Genomic DNA, 17,951 nt, shown 5'->3' on the forward strand with positions numbered 1-17,951 from the left:
CAAAAGAGACAAGATATGATAGATAACGTCCATGATCATTCAATGACTATTAAACGTAGCGCTGATGAGGCTTACCTTATCGCTGAGTGCGATGGCTTTGCATTACTAGATATTGCTATTGATGAAGACAAGCTCAAAAGTACGCTAGACAATGACAGCTGCGGTGCGTTTGTCTGCTTTGAAGGGCGGGTGCGCAATCATAATAATGCTACAAGCGTAGATCGTCTTACCTATTATGGTTACGAAGATTTGGCCATCAACCAAGGCCGTGCCATTATAGAAGAGGCCAAAAAACGCTTTGAGATTACTCATGCCATTGCGATACACCGTATTGGTGCCTTGGACATTGGTGATGTGGCTGTATGGGTAGGGGTGGTGTCAGCACATCGTTATCCTGCATTTGATGCGTGTCGCTGGATATTGGATACCATCAAAGCAGATATTCCCGTCTGGAAGCAAGAGTATTACGAAGACGACTCGTCCAAATGGTTAAGCAATAATGGTTAAAGTGGTCAAGTCAGTAGCTGCTGCCGGAGCATTTACCTGTCTTCTGCTCGCACTAAGCGCTTGTACACAAGATAGTGGGGCCAAGTCTTCGGCTGATACGACTGAGCAGGACAAAACGCTGCGTATCGCTGCGGCTGCTAATCTATCTGATGTGCTACCCAGCATCGTTGATAGTTATCAGGCAGATAATAATGTCTCTAAACAAGATACCTTAGATATTGAGGTCACTTATGCCTCCTCTGGCAAGCTATATGCTCAGATTAGGGCAGGGGCGCCTTATGATATATTCTTGTCCGCCAATCAGGAATTTCCAGCAAAGCTTGCTGATGAAAGCATCGCAAATAAAGCCAGTGAGTCAGTGCGTCCGTTTACCTATACCAGAGGGCAGTTAGCACTTTATAGTGTCACAGAACCTTTGAGTAGTATCACGCCAACCTCACTTAGTGAGGTGTTTAGCATTGCCAACTTTACCAGTAACGGCAAGATAGCCATTGCTAATCCTGATCTTGCCCCTTATGGCGCCGCGGCAAAAGCCTATCTACAATCACAGAAGATGTATGACACATTAAATGCTCAAAAACGTTTGATACAGGCAGAGAATATCGGTCAAGCGTTTCAATATGCACACACAGGCAATGTGGACTATGGTTTTGTGGCGCAGTCTCAGCTTGTCTCAATACAAGCCAAACCTGAGCAGTTTGTTATTTTACCACCCGCAGCCTACCCACCTATTCTACAAGATGGAATTATCATCAATAATACAACTGCTGCCGCAGCGTTTATAGGCTACTTGCGCTCGGAGGTGGGGCAACAACACTTCTCACAAGCAGGCTATCTGTCTATCAATTAATTCGTTAGACTAGACATTCTACCTATAAAACGAGCAGTGACATTATATGATCGACCCGTCTCTTATGTCAGATATGCTCAGTCCATTTTGGGTGAGTATCAAGCTCGCTACTGTTACGACCTTATGTCTATTGCTATTTGCCACGCCTATCGCTTATTGGCTGGCAAAACCTAGCCGTAGACAAGCTATGGGACGTCTCAAAGTAGTCCTCATGGGCATCATTGCTATGCCTCTAGTGCTACCACCTACCGTCATTGGTTTTTATTTACTACTACTACTAAGCCCCAATGCTGGTATCGGTAAGTGGCTCATTGAGCATAATATCAGTTCATTGATTTTTACTTTTGAAGGATTGGTGATCGGTTCGATTATTTACTCGTTGCCTTTTTATATACAGCCAGTATATGCACAGTTTTTGCGTATTCCCCAAAGTGTGACGGAAGTGGCTCACCTGTTAGAGCCCAGTCGATTGCGCCGATTTATCAAAATCTCCCTACCGCAAGCACGCGTGGGTATCATTTTGGGCAGTTTAGTGAGCTTCGCTCATACCATTGGCGAATTTGGTGTCGTACTGATGATCGGCGGCAGTATCTCTGGTGAGACTAAGGTGGTGTCGATTGCAATATATGAACAAGTAGAAGCACTTAACTATGAGGCGGCGCACATGATGTCGGGTGTCTTAATTATTATGGGGGTGGTGATGGTGGCGTTGATTGCCAGTGTCAGCCGCATGAATCAGCGTCCATAGTCATAAACAGATATATGCCCGTTAAATGATTATAACTATCACTAATGCAAAATAGAGGCTTATTGAGAGATACCTATATCAGTAAAAGTATAGATGTTAGAGGAAATATGGAAAGCAAGAAACACAGACACAAAAAAACCTCAAACAATCTAATGTTTGAGGCGAAACTTGCTTAAACTTTACAGTCTAAATTCGTTTTAAATATGGCGCAGCGGACGGGACTCGAACCCGCGACCCCCGGCGTGACAGGCCGGTATTCTAACCAACTGAACTACCGCTGCTTAGGTCGTCTTAGCTTTTTGCTCTTATTTAAGGAGCCCACTTGCTAAGAAGTGGTGGGTGATGACGGATTCGAACCGCCGACATTCTGCGTGTAAGGCAGACGCTCTACCAACTGAGCTAATCACCCCTCGAACAATTGCAATGCAATTTATTCAACATCAACTGAGCTCTAAGTTTGTCACTAAGCTCTGCTGCTGTGGGTGTGTATTATATAGATTTACACATGGCTGTCAAACGTTATTTTGACTATTTTATGAAATAATTCATAATAATTTTTTAATATTATTAAAAACAACAGCATAAGGCCGATATTGATTGGCATTTTTCATAACCCATTAATTATCGTTAGCTGTTGTTTGATAATGAAAAGCTACTATACTACGGTTACTTTGTTTTTAGGCATCATTGATGGAGGTCAGCATAAATACTTTTACTATTGGACAGACCTTCACCAATTGGTCGTTGGGCGACTTTGCAGGTCTGGGTCTGATATTGCATATTGTACTCATGATTGTCATGACGTTACGCGTGGTGTCAGTACAGCGTAATATTGGGGTATCCATTGCTTGGATTGCTGTGCTTTATACGGTGCCCGTGTTCGGTCTGATTGCGTACATATTATTGGGCGAGCCGATGATCGGACGACGCTATCGTGAGCGTGTGGATCAAGCAAGTATCGTGATGAATGATATGGCACGCCGCGCGCATTTGGTGTTCGATAAAGGTCAGGAGCTATTGCCAATCAAATACCGCGGCGTCAGTCAAATTGGAACACGCTGGACAGGGCTTGGAATATACCCCAATCATCAGATGCAGTTGTTGACAGATCCTGCTTTGATTTTCCAGCGCTTGATAGAGGATATCCATGCAGCAAAGCGCCTTGTTTTTATGGAGTTTTATATTGTATACCCAAAAGGACAAGTATTAGAGGTAATAGAGGCGCTATCTGTAGCGGCGCAGCGTGGGGTGGAATGTCATATATTGGCCGATAGTGTGGGTAGTTTTAGCTTTATCAATAGTAGCGAGCATCGCCGCTTAGAAAAGGCGGGTGTTTTTGTTCATCAGTCATTGCCAGTAGGGTTGTTTAAGACATTGTTTAAGCGCTCTGATTTGCGTAATCATCGCAAAATGGTCGTCATTGATGAACATATTGGTTATATCGGCAGCTTTAATTTGGTTGATCCACGGTTTTTTAAACAAAATAAAAACGTTGGACAGTGGATTGATGTGGCGATACGAACCACCAGTCAACAGGCTATCAGTATTAATACAGCGATGGCCAAGGTTATCGTGACAGATATCGGCGCCGAAAATAACGATAATCTTGCCCAGTTGCATCAGCGAGTCAATAACTATACGCGTAAGCTGTACGTGATGGACCCAACCATCAATGACTTGAATAGTCGAGTGAAGGTACTGGACGATACTATTGATGAGCATGAGCAACCAGAGATTGGTGCTACCTCCATTGTGATACCAAAGATGCCTGTTGTCGATAAGGTATTGGCGCAGTTAATACCTTCAGCCCCGCAGCTGACCGCTCACGTGATATATAACACGTTGGTCACAGTCGTCCATCGTGCCAACAAACGCATTCGCATCACCACGCCATATTTTGTACCTGATGAATCCCTATCAGGTGCATTGACTATAGCGGCTAAACGCGGGGTAGAGGTGACGCTTATCGTTCCTGAGAAGGTTGATTCTTTCCTTGTACAGCATGCGTCACAGGCCTATTACCAAGAGCTACTCGATGCTGGCGTGACCATTGCATTGTTTCGAGGCGGTTTATTACATGCCAAGACCGTGGTTATCGATGACGATTATTGTCTATTTGGCACGGTCAATATTGATATGCGCAGTTTTTATTTGAATATGGAAGTCAGTTTGGCGATTTATACACCAGAGATGGTGGCCCAAGTGGCTGACTGCCAAGAGGTCTACTTGCAAAACTGTCGTATCTTGAATAGTGAAGAGTGGCAGCAGCGCCATGGCTCAAAGCGCTTGTTTGATAATGTGGTACGCTTGTTCAGTCCGTTATTGTAGCGCTTTGGTTTTTGGGTTAAGGTAAGCTATTCAGATTTTTAATCGTGTGATCACGCTAACTGTCTCGTCTCTACGACCAGTTTATCTACTAAAAGGACTCGCCTGTCTATGTCTGTATCGTCTGCATCGCCCTTAACGCCGCTGGATTATATGGCAGCAGGCTACTGGCAGGATTTTCTGGCTGGACGTCCTGTCGCAGGTGGTATCGCATACGAGGCAGAGCTACATGCTTGTGTGCTGGATGAGTCACTTGAGAGTTTGCAACGTATCGATACGTTATTGTCTCAGGTACGCCGTGATATGGTTAAGAGCGGCATATGGGATGAGTCGACCTTATTAGTCGATGAGTACTACCGTAATTTTTTGGTGTTTTTGGCATTTTATGCAGGACGGGTATTGGCGCAGCAGTGGCAAAGCAGGCCCCATTGGTATGGTCAGTTTGAGCTACGTAAGCGCTATTCTGAGTTGCCACTCAGCACTGATGACTTTTATCAGCATATGGCGGTTGGCTATAATGATAATAATGCGGCTACTGATGCTAGGCCTTTATTTTTTGCATTGGAGCCGATAGGACTGCGTTTGTTTGGTCATATTGATCGTCCGTTTGATGCAGTACAAGGTGGGCAGATTGCTAGTGGATTGTACCAAGCAGTTAAGACAAGACTGCCAGACCTCTCTGATCCATCGAGTTATCATACGAGTGAAGTAGCAACGCCCGATGCGGCCCAAAGCGTACAGTCGACGATAACGCCAAGTGCACACACTGAAACAAGTGCAATAGCCAATGTCCATGAGCAGTTAAAAAAGGCACCTGTCAGTCATCCGTTGACTCAACCTGACAGGGTAGTAGCCGACACAGAGACAGCTTCTGCTATCGCTACGACCTCTGAGCCATCGATGGGCGCTGCACCGTTACCAGTAGATAACCATGTGCGCCCTGAGCTGACTGAAGTGGCTGAAGTGACACAGCCAGTCACCAAACCTATAGCACCAGCAAAAACTTCGCCAACCCCAGAGATGTTTACGCAATTGCTCATAGAATTGGATGAGATTGAAGTACCACAAACAGTAGGTGTGGCTGAATACCAAAAAGCGTGCAAAGTGCTTGATCAGTTTGAGCAGCATATTGCCAAGCAGGACAAACCTCGCAGCCAAATTGTCTTTTCAGATGATCATATCGAAGCAAAGAATAAAGCGCTGCAAACCCTGCAAGTAGCGGCCGAGACTGGCAATACGGCTGCTATGCTGCGTTTGGCAATGTATCAGTTGTTGGGCGAAGGACTGACGGCAGATAATGAAAGCGATAAAAAAGCGGCTGTGGATTGGGTGAAGCAAGCCGCTAGCAAAAACGATAGCCGTGCACAGCGCTTACTCAGCAAACTGTATTACCAAGGAGTAGGTGTCCCTCAAGATATGACTAATGGTAAGTACTGGTTGGAGCAAGCCTCAGACAACGGGCATATGGAAGCTGCCAATCTAGTACGCCAATGGGAGCAAGCGCAAGCATTGATCACAACCCAAAAACAAGAGCAGCACAGTACTAAACGTTATCAGTTATTATTTGGCGCCGTGATCCTAATCGCATTATTGATTTTGATTATTGTCTAGTAGCTGTTTTTAGTGCTCTTTTTTTAGTAACTGTTTTTCAGTAACCGTTTAAAAGCTTATTGTTACGCGCTGATTTCAGGTAAAATTGGCGCGTTTTCACATTTACCCTCCTATTGTTTGATCCATTACTAATTTAGGCTGCTCAATGCCATCAACACATTCTTCATCTGACAACGCTTCGAACCCGGCGGACACTATGCTAGCAGACAGTCAGCCATTGACTGAAAAGGCGGTGTACCAGACGCCGTTTTATTATCAATTCCTGATCAGTTTGCTAAAGCCACTGTACCGCTTGCAAGTGTGGCGTCGCTCTCATAAACGCGACAACTACCAGCAAGAAGTGGCTCAACGTTTTGGGAAGCAATACCCATCGCCCCCAATAGCTATCGATGAAGATCATAAAGGCGTTATTTGGTGCCATGCGGTCTCGCTTGGAGAAACCAATACCGTTGCGCCTTTGTTAGATATGCTAATGGCGAATGGTTATCAGATATGGCTGACCAATACCACACAGACAGGGTTTGCTCGCGGTGCCAGTCGTTTTGTAGATGAGATAGCCCAAGGTCGCATGAGTCACAGCTATGTGCCTGTCGATAGTCCTGCTGTGATTGAGACGTTTTTGGCTCATGTACAGCCTATCGCTGCGCTATTTGTAGAGACCGAGCTGTGGGCCAATATCTTGACCAAGCTGGCTCAGCACCAGATACCTAGCGTCTTAGTCAATGGTCGTCTATCGTCTGCTTCTTTTAAGAGCTATCAAAAAATTGCGGCAGTCAGCACCAGCATGATGAAAAATCTTGCTCTCATCATTGCACAAGACAGCGATTCTGCGAAACGTTTCAGACAATTGGGGGCTGATAGTGCACAAATTCGCGTGGCAGGGTCACTAAAGTGGGTCATCAATACACCCAAAGCCAATAGTAATACTATCAATATTGATGATCAGGACGCCGATACAGCAGAGGTGTATGCACATATAGCACATCAAAAAAATCAGCTGGCAAAAGAGTTTGCCACAGTAGGTCGACCAGTGTGGGTCGCAGCGAGTACGCATGAGGGCGAAGAGGCGGTGGCACTATCCTTGCATCAACAGCTATTGTCACAATCAGCACTGGCTGAGAGCTTGTTGATTATCGTTCCTAGGCATCCTGAACGCTTTGATGCGGTCGCAGAACTGATTCAAAAGACTGGGCTCACTATGGCTCGTCGCAGTAACGATGAGCCGATTGGTGCAGACACGCAAGTTTATTTGGCAGACAGTATGGGTGAGATGATGACGTGGTACACGCTGGCAACTGTTGCACTAGTGGGAGGGTCACTGGTAGATATAGGCGGTCACAATCCAGTTGAGCCGGCTAGCGTGGCAACGCCTGTCATCATGGGGCGCTATACCCAGTCTTGCCAAAGTGTGGTCGATAAGCTGGCAGAGGTAGGCGCTTTATATCAACCAAACAACGAGTGTTATCGTTCAGTTGTAATGAATGAGTCATCCGAAACGGCACAACGCACTCCAAATCAACAGACATTAAATAGCAATAACAAACCCTCTCACAACCACGCTACTGGTAATACTGGCAGTACGGATGACACCGCACTTATTTATCAACAGTTAGAGCGCTGGTTAAGCGACCTGTCATTAGCAGCAGCGGTAGGACAGGTTGGTGAGAAAACAACCGCGCAGCAGCAAGCAGTATTGCTCCGTCAATTTGCGATGATCGAAGATGTCATCGAGCAATACGCTATTCGAGAACAGGCTGTATAAGAGCTGGCTATTCATAAAACTAACGATCAAAGAATTAGCCATTAGAGCACCAGTTATTAAGAAGCTAAACCAAGAGATGCTATGAACTGTATACTGTTACCTGCTGAGAACTTCTCGACAGACAAAGCAAAAATTGATGCTCTGGCACAAGTCAATCATGTCAATAAAGTGCTGGGTGCAAAAGTCGGTGACACGCTAAAAATCGGACAGCTCGGTGGTCATTTGGGTACAGCTACTATTGAGAGTATTGCACCTGACCGTATTCAACTGTGCAATGTCCAGCTCGACGCTATACCGCCTGCCAAACCAGATGTGACGGTTGTTTTGGCCTTGCCACGTCCTAAAGTGCTACGGCGTCTGATCATTGATATGACGGCGCTTGGTGTACGTAGTATTGTTCTGATTAATAGCTACCGCACACAAAAAAGCTATTGGCAAAGTCCGATGCTTGAGCGCCTCGATGAGTTTGTATTAGAAGGACTACAGCAAGGGGTTGATACGATTGCGCCTAGGATTACGTTACAAAAGCGCTTTAAGCCGTTCGTCGAAGATACCTTGCCATGTTTGATGACTAATCAAGCGATCGTTGCGCACCCTTATGGAGAGCAGTCATTTTCTGAATGGCTACAGAGCAACTCATCTCTAGGACTACCAAGCATAGTATTCATCGGTGCTGAGGGCGGCTGGATCGACTATGAGATTGCGTTACTCGCAGCGCAGGGCTGTACGCCTGTACATATAGGTCCCCGCATATTGCGTACAGAAGCTGCAGTCAATGCTATATTGGGACAGTGGCTGCTCTAATCTAATATCACATCTCTAAAACTTCTGAAAACGAGTCTCCAACGAAAATTCTCGGTATCTGTAATTGGTATCCATAAATAGCACTTAAGGTAAATAATGGGTGTATTTCTGAGTTCAATAAATGTATTGATAACTACTATCATTTCCATTAGTATGTTGTTCTCACATATTATGGTCTTATGACTCCTGATATTTAAGGGTTTTATAGCCATTTTGTCTTACCATTTGTTGTACCTTTTTTATAGCACTATTATGGGGAAAACCATGTCATTGAATACCATCAGCGCTAACCTAACGTCTAAAAAGCTTGTTTTACCTGCGGCCGTATTTGGCATGATGTTGGGATTAGCCGGCTGTAGCAATTCATCTACTACAGAAGAGAGCGCGGAAGTAGAAGCGCCAGCGGCTGGTACTGAACAACAAGTAGCTAACGATGATGGTGCTACTAGCGCAGATGGCCAAACGATTACTATTTATTCTTCACGTAACGAACAGCTCATCAAACCACTACTAGATCGTTATACCGAGCAGACAGGAGTGAAGGTTGAATTGGTCACAGACCAAACAGGCCCGCTCATGGCTCGCCTAAAAGCCGAAGGTCAAAATACTCCGGCTGATATGTTACTGACCGTAGATGCAGGTAACCTATGGCAAGCGGCAGAGCAAGGGTTGCTACAACCAGTAGCGTCGTCTGTATTAGAGGCCAATGTCCCAGCAAAGTATCGTGATCCAAAGGGTCAGTGGACAGGTTTGTCGCTACGTGCGCGTACGATTTTCTATGATCCAAGCAAGGTCACTGCTGACCAATTATCTACTTATGCCGATCTGGCGGACCCAAAATGGAAAGGCAAGTTATGCTTGCGTACTTCTAAAAAAGTATATAACCAGTCACTTGTGGCTAGTATGATGGAGCATTTGGGTGAAGAGAAAACCGAAGTCGTCATCCGTGGTTGGGTCGATAATCTAGCGACTGATGTATTCAGTGATGATACCAGCATGTTAGAGGCGATTGCTGCTGGTCAGTGTGAAGTCGGTATTGCCAATAGCTACTATTATGGTCGTCTATTGGACGAACAGCCAAACTTCCCTGTTAAGATATTCTGGGCAAACCAAGATACCACGGGCACGCATGTAAACATCTCAGGCGCTGGCGTGGTTGCAGGCTCGGACAATCCAGATGGTACGCTTAAGCTTATAGAGTGGTTGTCATCTGATGAGGCACAAGGTCTGTACGCCAGCTCAGACAAAGAATTCCCAGTCAAAGAAGGGGTTGATGAGTCAGAGATGCTCAGATCCTGGGGTGAGTTCAAGAAAGACGATATCAATGTACAGAAATTCGGTGAGCTACAAACCCAAGCTATCCAGATGATGGACAAAGCGGGCTATAAATAAGAGGCTACCAATAATCGATATACCAAGCTCAAAAATATATGATTTAACGAACAGTTTTCACAGATAAGTCATTGAGACATAGTTGTCAAAGCAATGATAATTTTGAGTTTGGTATCAGTTTATAAGGTCTCGATGAGTATGACATGGTAATGAGAATATGATCACAACGCCAGATACGTCCCTTACTCAGAACGACACCGTCCATGACGGTGTCGATGATGAGCAGGCTATCAGCCAAGACCACGCCCTTCGTAAACGTATTATATCGAAATCAGTCTTAGGGCTGATTTCGTTGTTTATGCTGGTGCCAATTTTGATCGTGCTGTTATCGTGGACTCAGCCAGTTGCAGATATTTGGGTGCATATGGCAGACTATGTGCTGCCACAAGTGCTCAAAAACACCGCAATTTTATTGCTTATGGTGACGGTAATCTCAGGCATTATCGGTACGGCTCTTGCTTGGGTGACCAGTATGTACCGTTTTCCTGGTCAGCGGTTTTTTTCGTGGGCACTGATGCTGCCGCTAGCGATACCTGCCTACGTATTGGCATTTGTTACTATCGGTATTGTTGATTTTAGTGGGCCGCTCCAGACAGGGTTACGCGATTTTGGTATCAGCACCGCAATTCCGTCAGTACGTAACGTATGGGGTGCAGGTTTAGTCTTGTCGCTGGCGTTCTATCCTTACGTTTATTTGTTAGCCCGTCAGGCGTTTTTGTCTCAAGGCAGGCGAGCGATTGAAGCAGGGCAGATGCTGGGCTTGAGCCGGAGCCGAGTGTTTTTTCGGTTGGCATTGCCGCAGGCATTACCGTGGATCATTGGCGGATTGTTGCTGGCAAGTATGGAGACCTTGGCAGATTTTGGGGCGGTGTCAGTATTCAATGTTGATACCTTTACCACAGCGATTTATAAGGCGTGGTTTGGCTTTTTTAGTTTGACTACGGCGGCGCAGCTGGCCGCGTTGCTCATCGGTGTGATCTTTATCGTGGTATTGTTTGAGCAGTATTGGCAGGCCAAGCGTGGTAGCTCACTGACGCAAGGCAGTAATCAACGCTTTGATGCTAGCAAGCCTGCCAAAATAGGTATGACCTTGCTATGCACAGTTGTATTTTTGGTGGCGTTTTTAGTGCCAGTTTTACAGCTGATTTATTGGACAGCATTGAACTTTCGCCAAGATTTTGATGCGCGCTATATTGATTTTGTTACCAATAGCCTCATGATTGCTAGTATGACCACGCTTTTTATTGCCTTTTTGGCAATTATTATTGCGTGGATCAAACGGCAGTATTCTGATAAGTCGACCAAGCTTATGACCACATTGGCCAATTTAGGTTATGTGGTACCTGGTACGGTATTGGCAGTAGGTATATTTATTCCTATTGCGTGGCTTGATAATCAAATGATTGCCTTTGGTATTACCTCGCAGCAAGTGTTGTCTGGTAGTGTCATCGTGATGCTACTGGCATTATCGACACGTTTTATGACGGTGAGCTTTCAGCCAGTAGACAGGCAGCTGCAACGATTAACTGTCAATCAAGAGGCGGCGGCAAAGCTACTAAGCGATAGCGCCTATCAGCGCTGGCGTCATGTGATGTTACCTGTGCTTAGCCCCGGCGTGCTCACGGCACTGCTGATGGGGTTTGTGGAAGTGATGAAAGAGATGCCAATTACATTAATGACAAGGCGTCAGGGCTGGGATACGCTTGCAGTGCGAGTGTTTGAAATGACGAGCGAGGGTATGTGGGGACGGGCAGCACTACCCAGTCTATTGATTGTGTTGGTTGGTTTACTGCCTGTCTGGATACTATTGCGTCAAAGTGACAAACATAGCTAATAACAACAAAGCTAACTGCTGCTGCTTAAAAAACTGCTATATTCGATAGCGCTTAGCGTAACTGATATTATTATTTTACTGTTTACCTAAAACTGTACTTACCAATAGCGAACTGGGATTGTCTATGTATACTGACTCAATCAACGACTCATCAGATCCTAAGTCAGTCAAGGCTGGGGCAGATATCATCCCTGCCAAAAAATCACCACTCACCCAAGCTCGGATATTGCCGAGGCAGCCCAGCGAGCCTTTAGAAAAAACCAATAGCGTACGCCAAGACAATGAGAGAACTCTCGCTGGCAACCCTTATTTTAGTGTGCAAAACCTAATCGTCGGCTACGATGATACTATTGTCGTCAATGGCATGTCGTTGATGCTCGAGCAAGGAGAGATTGGCTGCTTTTTAGGTTATAGTGGTTGCGGAAAGACGACAGCATTACGAGCGATTGCAGGACTAGAGCAAAGCCGCGGCGGTACCATTCACTTAAACAACCAGCGCTTGACCGAAAAAACCACTCGTCACTCATTTGCCGTAGCACCAGCCAAACGTGGCATGGGGATGGTGTTTCAGGATTACGCGCTTTTCGGTCATCTAAGCGTGGCCAAAAACATCGCCTTTGGTCTCAATAAATGGTCAGCTGCTGATAAAAAAGCTCGAGTGGCAGAAATGCTGAGCTTAGTTGAATTGACTGAACATGCGGACAAACGTCCAAATGAGCTGTCTGGTGGGCAGCAGCAGCGTGTGGCTCTTGCAAGGGCGCTCGCACCAAAACCTAAATTACTGCTACTCGATGAGCCGTTCTCTAACCTAGATGTGGTATTACGTGAATCGCTGGCAATGAATGTCCGCGATATTCTCAAAAGCACCAATACCACAGCGATATTGGTCACTCATGATCAGAACGAAGCATTTGCCTTAGCAGACAAAGTCGGGGTCATGGATAAGGGTAGACTGGTACAGTGGGCGACTCCAAGCGAGTTGTATCATGAGCCTGTTAGTCCTTTTGTCGCGGAGTTCGTTGGTGAAGGTGCGATGATAGACGGTATCATCAAAGAAGGGCATGTAAAAACAGCACTGGGCAATATTTATCGCCGTATGGAAGTCTATGATGACTCGGGCCAACCACAGTACTGTGAGTATGACTATCCAAACGGCACGCCGATCAAAGTGCTGGTACGTCCTGATGACATTATTCATGATGATGACAGTACGCAGACAGCCTTGGTGGTGGGACGCGTCTTTCGCGGTGCTAATTATTTGTACCGATTGCAACTAGATGATGGGCAGACTGTCCTGTCGTTGGTTGCCAGCCACCACAATCATGCGATTGGCTCACATATTGGAATTTTGCCGTTGTTAGAGCATGTGGTCGTATTTGATGAAAAAGACATCAATGCGACCACGTGGTCAGAATATGATAGGTCATCAAGAGTCGATGAAAGTCTCTAGCAAATATAAAAGCTATTATTTATAAGAAATAATGGCTTTTGTCATTGATATCACCAGACACTAATTAAGCGTACTTCGTTGCCAAAATATGTAAATATCGTCCAAGCCACTTGTACGGCTCTAGCTGTGAGTAACGTAACTCCATTCGTATCACTGCATCTGGGTCGTTATGCCCACCGCGTTTGAGCGGGGCATAATCATGAAATACTCGCAGACCACTGCTGCGCACGGTTTTGTACTCATGCGCCTCTAACCACTGCTCAACCTCTTCTTTGGCAACCGGATGGTTGGGTGTCAGGCTTTTCTTGTTGTCTGCCTTATAGTCATTATTATCAAGTAAATTAAAATTCCCCATAATCAGGTTGCGATAATCAAAGCTGGCTGGGTTATAAAAGCACAAAGATAACGCGCCATTATCGGTCAAATACTGATCAAAAAAGTTCATGACCGCTGCTGGCTCTGCGAGCCACTCCAGTAGCGCATGACACATGATCAAATCAAACTTTTCTGTTTCTATGTGGGCCAGCTTTTCCTCAAGCGCTTGATAGGGACAGACATACCAAGTGATGTCTAATTTTTGCTCAATCTGATCTGCACTCGCTTTTGCTTTTTCGAGCATATTCGCTGATATGTCATTAATGACTACGCTATGACCTTGGGTGGCGAGCTCTATCGCAACCTGTGCAAGCCCTGCACCCACATCTAAGATACGTAGAGGTCGCCCAAGCGCCTCACTAACTTGCGCGCTATATTCAAAAATATCACGGCGCAGTACCGCCAGTCGAATCTCACCTTTTAGCCCACCATAGACCTTTTTTTCAAAATGATCAGCAATAGTATCGAAGCTACGATCTGCTCGCTTGCTCTCTGATGCTGTAGCGTGGGTTGGGTCAGGGTGGCTGTCTTGATGTTTAATTGGCATAAGGTATTTAGATCAATAAGTGAGAGGTTTGGAGTATAGTCATCGAATTACTAAGCCGCTACGGTGTTACCTTCCCTAGAGGTACTATATGTACAATCTTCGGTCGGCTGCCTTGTAGCTGTTTTAGATTTCTTTGACTATAGAAAAATATTCAGTACAGCCTAGCGTTTCAAACGTCTATTAATAACCCATTTGAAAACGAATTTCGATAAAACAATGATGATAAATACGACGATAACAAACACCCACATACCACTACCTTGTAGGTTTTCTTGGTAGGCTTGTGCCAAGTACGCGGATAAAGCCATAGCAATCAAAAGTGCTCCCCAGCGGACATAAGGTACGGCACGATTGTTATGATTAGGAAAGCTGGCAACATAATCACTCGAAAAGCTATATAGCACCATTGCTAAAATCCAAATAATCGCAAGAATGATATCCATAATATAAGTAGCCTGTTAGGTCGTTATTTAAGTAGGGCGTGTTCAACATGCCATACTGTAGAAGATGAGTTAGTGTAGCGTTTAAATTTTTTTTGTCTAGAGCGTGTTTTCGATTTACTCGACAACCATTCAAACAGGCTAAATGGGCCAAAAACAGCAAAATTAGCCAATCAAAACGTCCCTGTTAGTAATATATTTTTAGAGGATATTGATTGTTTGAAATATTGGGGTTAATAGGCTGTTTTGCTTGATTTTAATGACGCTCAGAACCCCTAAATCAGCAAATTTGTGCTAAAATAGCTTCTTTTATTTACTATCAAAAATATCATCATTTTCCCAATATTTTTCACGCTTTATAGTGTTGCTTTGCTTGTTATATTTATTGGTTCTTATCAGTATTTAATGAGGCAAATACGCTATCTATAAAGCCTGCAAAATTAATAGCGTGGATATGAGTGAAGGAGTGTATATGAGCGAGTCGGTCAGTCCTATTGGCATTGTAGATGAACTGAAGCAGTCCTATCTGGATTATGCGATGAGCGTGATTGTCTCGCGTGCGCTACCTGATGTGCGTGACGGGTTCAAACCTGTCCATCGCCGCGTGATGTATGCCATGCATGTGCTATCTAACGACTACAATAAGCCATACAAGAAGTCCGCACGTGTGGTGGGTGATGTCATCGGTAAATATCATCCACATGGCGATAGTGCGGTATATGATGCCATCGTACGTATGGCGCAGGACTTTAGCTTGCGCTATCCGATGGTCGATGGTCAAGGTAACTTTGGCTCGATCGATGATGATCCTCCTGCTGCTATGCGTTATACCGAAGTACGTATGACCAAGCTGACCCATCAGATGCTGGCTGATTTGGACAAAGATACGGTCGATTGGGAAGACAACTACGACGGCTCTGAGCGCATGCCAAGTGTGATGCCAGCGCGTATTCCTAATCTATTGGTCAATGGTGCGACGGGTATTGCTGTTGGTATGGCAACCAACATGGCACCGCATAATTTGACCGAAGTGATTAATGCTTGTCTAGCGTATGCTGAAAACCCACAAGTCTCTGCCGAAGAGCTGATGTCACATATCTCAGGTCCTGATTTCCCAACGGGCGGCATTATTTATGGTCGTGCGGGCATTTTAGACGCTTATCGTACGGGTAAAGGTCGCCTGCATATCCGTGGTCGTTATCATATCGAGCCAATGAGCAACTCTGGGGTCAACCGTGATCGCGAGCGTATCGTATTTACCGAAGTTCCTTATCAAGCAAACAAAGCCAAGCTGATCGAGCGTATTGCTGAGCTGGTTCGTGATAAGAAAATCGAAGGTATCAGCGAGATTCGTGATGAGTCTGATAAAGACGGTATGCGTATCGCTATTGACTTGCGCCGCGGTGAGACCGCTGAGGTTATCGTCAACAACTTGTTCTTACAGACGCCGCTAGAGTCTAGCTTTAGTATCAATATGGTGGCGCTCGATAATGGTCAGCCAAAGCTATTGACTCTGCGTCAGCTTATCGCTGCGTTTGTCCGCCATCGTCAAGAAGTTGTGACGCGTCGTACGATTTATGAATTAAACAAAGCCCGCGTCCGTGGTCATTTGCTCGAAGGTCTGACCGTTGCTCTAGCCAATATTGATGAAATTATTGCAACGATTAAAGCGTCGGCAAACCGTGGCCTCGCACGTGAAAGCTTATTAAATAACACGTGGGGTTCGGGTAGCGTCGTTGCGATGCTTACCGCTGCGGGTAGCCAGTCAGTACGTCCTGAGTTCATCGAAGGCGAAGATCCAAAAGCGCCGTTTGGCTTAATTGAAGGCGAAGAACGTTATCGCTTATCACTTGAGCAGGTCAATGCGATTTTAGATATGCAATTGCATCGCTTGACTGGGCTTGAGCAAGATAAATTGACTGAAGAATACCAAGACTTGCTACGTGAGATTGCTCATCTAGAGTCTATTTTAGGTGATTTTGATAAGCTAATGACTATTATCTCTAATGAGATGATTGAGATTCGTGATAACTTCGGTGATGAGCGCCGTACCGATATCATCGATTCGCGTATGGACTTTAGTCGCGAAGACCTCATCCCTGAGCAGACTGTCGTTATGACGGTATCGCGTACTGGCTATGCCAAAACTCAGCCAATCGATGACTATGTTGCACAAAAACGCGGCGGTAAAGGTAAGTCTGCCACAGCCATGAAAGAAGATGATGTGATTGATCATTTAGTCGTGACATCAACGCATTCTACAGTACTGTGTTTCACTGATAGTGGCCGTGTCTTTAGTCTACGAGGCTTTGAGGTACCGATCGCTAGTCGCGGCGCTCGTGGTCGTCCATTGGTCAACTTAATTGGTCTAAACAGTGATGAGACCGTAACGACCATACTACCGATTCCAAAAATAGTAGAAGAATCACCTGTAAAAGATGACGATTCATCAACAGATAATGAGTTGTCAGAAGACAGTAATGAAGCAGAAGCGCCATTTGTTTTCTTTGCAACGGCTAATGGTACTGTCAAGCGGGTAGAGCTCAAGCAGTTTGCTAATATTCGCTCGAACGGCTTAATCGCAGTCGGGTTAGAAGACGGCGATAAATTGGTTAGCGCGCGTATTACTAATGGTAGCCAAGAAGTGATGTTGTTTGCGTCGAGTGGTAAGGCGATTCGTTTTGATGAAAATGATGCACGTGCGATGGGCCGTACAGCAAAAGGCGTTCGCGGTATGCGTCTGTCTGCTGAAGAATTTATCAAGTCACTGGTCGTTATCGAAGATGACGTACGTGAAATCCTGATTGCTTGTGAAAATGGCTTTGGCAAACGTACCTTTGTCGAAGAGTTCAACACACAAAACCGTGGTGGCGGCGGTGTGATTGCAATCAAGACCAGCGAGCGTAATGGCGCACTAGTACGAGCAACCAAGGTTGACTCTACCGATGATATTATTTTGATCTCTGATAAAGGAACGCTCGTACGTACGCCAGTTGAGCATGTCGCTAGCTCTGGTCGTAATACACAGGGTGTCACGCTTATCCGTCTATCAAAAGATGAGAAACTGGTCGCTATGGCACGTGTCGAGCACGAAGAAAGCGATGATGAGTTAGTCGATGCCATGAGAGAAGACGGCACATTTGAGGTAGAAGGTCAGGAGCAAATAGATATTGATGCGACCACTGACAATACCGCAATGACCGATGCCAATGATGCTATCGACATTGCAAATGACCATACGCTAAATGATGACAAATAATACTTATAGTAATTAGCTTTTCAGTCTAGTTTTACATCATTTTTCTA

At 45.3% G+C, this 17,951-nt stretch carries 13 protein-coding genes and 2 tRNA genes; 11 read left to right on the top strand and 4 right to left on the bottom strand.

The features are described 5' to 3' along the window. The first annotated feature begins 15 nt into the window (after positions 1-15). The 3 genes from AC5JPY_RS11630 to modB are packed head-to-tail and all read left to right on the top strand — an operon-like array spanning position 16 to position 2,105. A complete protein-coding gene (locus AC5JPY_RS11630; protein ID WP_493852533.1) occupies positions 16-507 on the top strand; it encodes a molybdenum cofactor biosynthesis protein MoaE in 492 nt (163 codons plus the stop codon). After that, a complete protein-coding gene (modA, locus tag AC5JPY_RS11635) occupies positions 500-1,357 on the top strand; it encodes a molybdate ABC transporter substrate-binding protein (RefSeq protein WP_319049990.1) in 858 nt (285 codons plus the stop codon). The genes AC5JPY_RS11630 and modA overlap by 8 nt, the downstream gene beginning before the upstream one ends. A gap of 46 nt (positions 1,358-1,403) precedes the next feature. Beyond that, on the top strand, positions 1,404-2,105 hold the full coding sequence (gene modB, locus AC5JPY_RS11640) for a molybdate ABC transporter permease subunit (RefSeq protein ID WP_319049991.1): 702 nt from the start codon (positions 1,404-1,406) through the stop codon (positions 2,103-2,105). A gap of 204 nt (positions 2,106-2,309) precedes the next feature. Here the strand turns inward: modB and AC5JPY_RS11645 are convergent. Further along, positions 2,310-2,386: transfer RNA gene (locus tag AC5JPY_RS11645), tRNA-Asp, on the bottom strand. Between the two features lie 52 nt (positions 2,387-2,438). Further along, a tRNA-Val gene (locus tag AC5JPY_RS11650) sits at positions 2,439-2,514 on the bottom strand. A gap of 281 nt (positions 2,515-2,795) precedes the next feature. On the opposite strand from AC5JPY_RS11650, the gene AC5JPY_RS11655 reads away from it, so the two are divergent. From AC5JPY_RS11655 to AC5JPY_RS11685, 7 genes are all read left to right on the top strand, one after another. Next, positions 2,796-4,433: a cardiolipin synthase gene (locus AC5JPY_RS11655; protein ID WP_319049992.1), complete on the top strand. Its 1,638-nt coding sequence runs from the start codon at positions 2,796-2,798 to the stop codon at positions 4,431-4,433. Between the two features lie 108 nt (positions 4,434-4,541). Further along, on the top strand, positions 4,542-6,041 hold the full coding sequence (locus AC5JPY_RS11660) for a sel1 repeat family protein (protein ID WP_319049993.1): 1,500 nt from the start codon (positions 4,542-4,544) through the stop codon (positions 6,039-6,041). Between the two features lie 145 nt (positions 6,042-6,186). Then, a complete protein-coding gene (locus tag AC5JPY_RS11665) occupies positions 6,187-7,803 on the top strand; it encodes a 3-deoxy-D-manno-octulosonic acid transferase (RefSeq protein ID WP_319049994.1) in 1,617 nt (538 codons plus the stop codon). Positions 7,804-7,884: 81 nt separating this feature from the next. Continuing rightward, positions 7,885-8,607 (top strand): 16S rRNA (uracil(1498)-N(3))-methyltransferase, encoded by a 723-nt coding sequence (locus AC5JPY_RS11670; protein ID WP_493852534.1) that lies wholly within the window; start codon positions 7,885-7,887, stop codon positions 8,605-8,607. 264 nt (positions 8,608-8,871) lie between these two features. Then, positions 8,872-9,999, top strand: a complete 1,128-nt coding sequence (locus AC5JPY_RS11675) for an extracellular solute-binding protein (RefSeq protein ID WP_493852535.1) — start codon at positions 8,872-8,874, stop codon at positions 9,997-9,999. Between the two features lie 157 nt (positions 10,000-10,156). After that, positions 10,157-11,833, top strand: coding sequence for an ABC transporter permease (locus AC5JPY_RS11680; protein WP_319049997.1), 1,677 nt, complete (start codon positions 10,157-10,159; stop codon positions 11,831-11,833). Positions 11,834-11,957: 124 nt separating this feature from the next. Further along, positions 11,958-13,283: an ABC transporter ATP-binding protein gene (locus tag AC5JPY_RS11685; protein WP_319049998.1), complete on the top strand. Its 1,326-nt coding sequence runs from the start codon at positions 11,958-11,960 to the stop codon at positions 13,281-13,283. 64 nt (positions 13,284-13,347) lie between these two features. On the opposite strand, the gene AC5JPY_RS11690 is transcribed toward AC5JPY_RS11685, so the two are convergent. Then, on the bottom strand, positions 13,348-14,205 hold the full coding sequence (locus tag AC5JPY_RS11690) for a methyltransferase domain-containing protein (protein ID WP_493852536.1): 858 nt from the start codon (positions 14,203-14,205) through the stop codon (positions 13,348-13,350). A 161-nt stretch (positions 14,206-14,366) separates the two neighbouring features. Beyond that, on the bottom strand, positions 14,367-14,648 hold the full coding sequence (locus AC5JPY_RS11695) for a hypothetical protein (RefSeq protein WP_493852537.1): 282 nt from the start codon (positions 14,646-14,648) through the stop codon (positions 14,367-14,369). A 469-nt stretch (positions 14,649-15,117) separates the two neighbouring features. Here AC5JPY_RS11695 and gyrA point away from each other — a divergent pair, with 469 nt between their 5' ends. Beyond that, positions 15,118-17,904, top strand: coding sequence for a DNA gyrase subunit A (gyrA, locus tag AC5JPY_RS11700; RefSeq protein WP_493852538.1), 2,787 nt, complete (start codon positions 15,118-15,120; stop codon positions 17,902-17,904). Positions 17,905-17,951 lie beyond the last annotated feature (47 nt).

It is taken from the genome of Psychrobacter sp. H27 (genome assembly GCF_059072655.1).

What these genes read in the sequence shown, in the direction of transcription:
- AC5JPY_RS11630 (WP_493852533.1), top strand. Translation starts at nt 16, where the DNA reads ATGATAGATAACGTCCATGATCATTCAATGACTATTAAACGTAGCGCT.
- modA (WP_319049990.1), top strand. Translation starts at nt 500, where the DNA reads ATGGTTAAAGTGGTCAAGTCAGTAGCTGCTGCCGGAGCATTTACCTGT.
- modB (WP_319049991.1), top strand. Translation starts at nt 1,404, where the DNA reads ATGATCGACCCGTCTCTTATGTCAGATATGCTCAGTCCATTTTGGGTG.
- AC5JPY_RS11655 (WP_319049992.1), top strand. Translation starts at nt 2,796, where the DNA reads ATGGAGGTCAGCATAAATACTTTTACTATTGGACAGACCTTCACCAAT.
- AC5JPY_RS11660 (WP_319049993.1), top strand. Translation starts at nt 4,542, where the DNA reads ATGTCTGTATCGTCTGCATCGCCCTTAACGCCGCTGGATTATATGGCA.
- AC5JPY_RS11665 (WP_319049994.1), top strand. Translation starts at nt 6,187, where the DNA reads ATGCCATCAACACATTCTTCATCTGACAACGCTTCGAACCCGGCGGAC.
- AC5JPY_RS11670 (WP_493852534.1), top strand. Translation starts at nt 7,885, where the DNA reads ATGAACTGTATACTGTTACCTGCTGAGAACTTCTCGACAGACAAAGCA.
- AC5JPY_RS11675 (WP_493852535.1), top strand. Translation starts at nt 8,872, where the DNA reads ATGTCATTGAATACCATCAGCGCTAACCTAACGTCTAAAAAGCTTGTT.
- AC5JPY_RS11680 (WP_319049997.1), top strand. Translation starts at nt 10,157, where the DNA reads ATGATCACAACGCCAGATACGTCCCTTACTCAGAACGACACCGTCCAT.
- AC5JPY_RS11685 (WP_319049998.1), top strand. Translation starts at nt 11,958, where the DNA reads ATGTATACTGACTCAATCAACGACTCATCAGATCCTAAGTCAGTCAAG.
- AC5JPY_RS11690 (WP_493852536.1), bottom strand. Translation starts at nt 14,205, where the DNA reads ATGCCAATTAAACATCAAGACAGCCACCCTGACCCAACCCACGCTACA.
- AC5JPY_RS11695 (WP_493852537.1), bottom strand. Translation starts at nt 14,648, where the DNA reads ATGGATATCATTCTTGCGATTATTTGGATTTTAGCAATGGTGCTATAT.
- gyrA (WP_493852538.1), top strand. Translation starts at nt 15,118, where the DNA reads ATGAGCGAGTCGGTCAGTCCTATTGGCATTGTAGATGAACTGAAGCAG.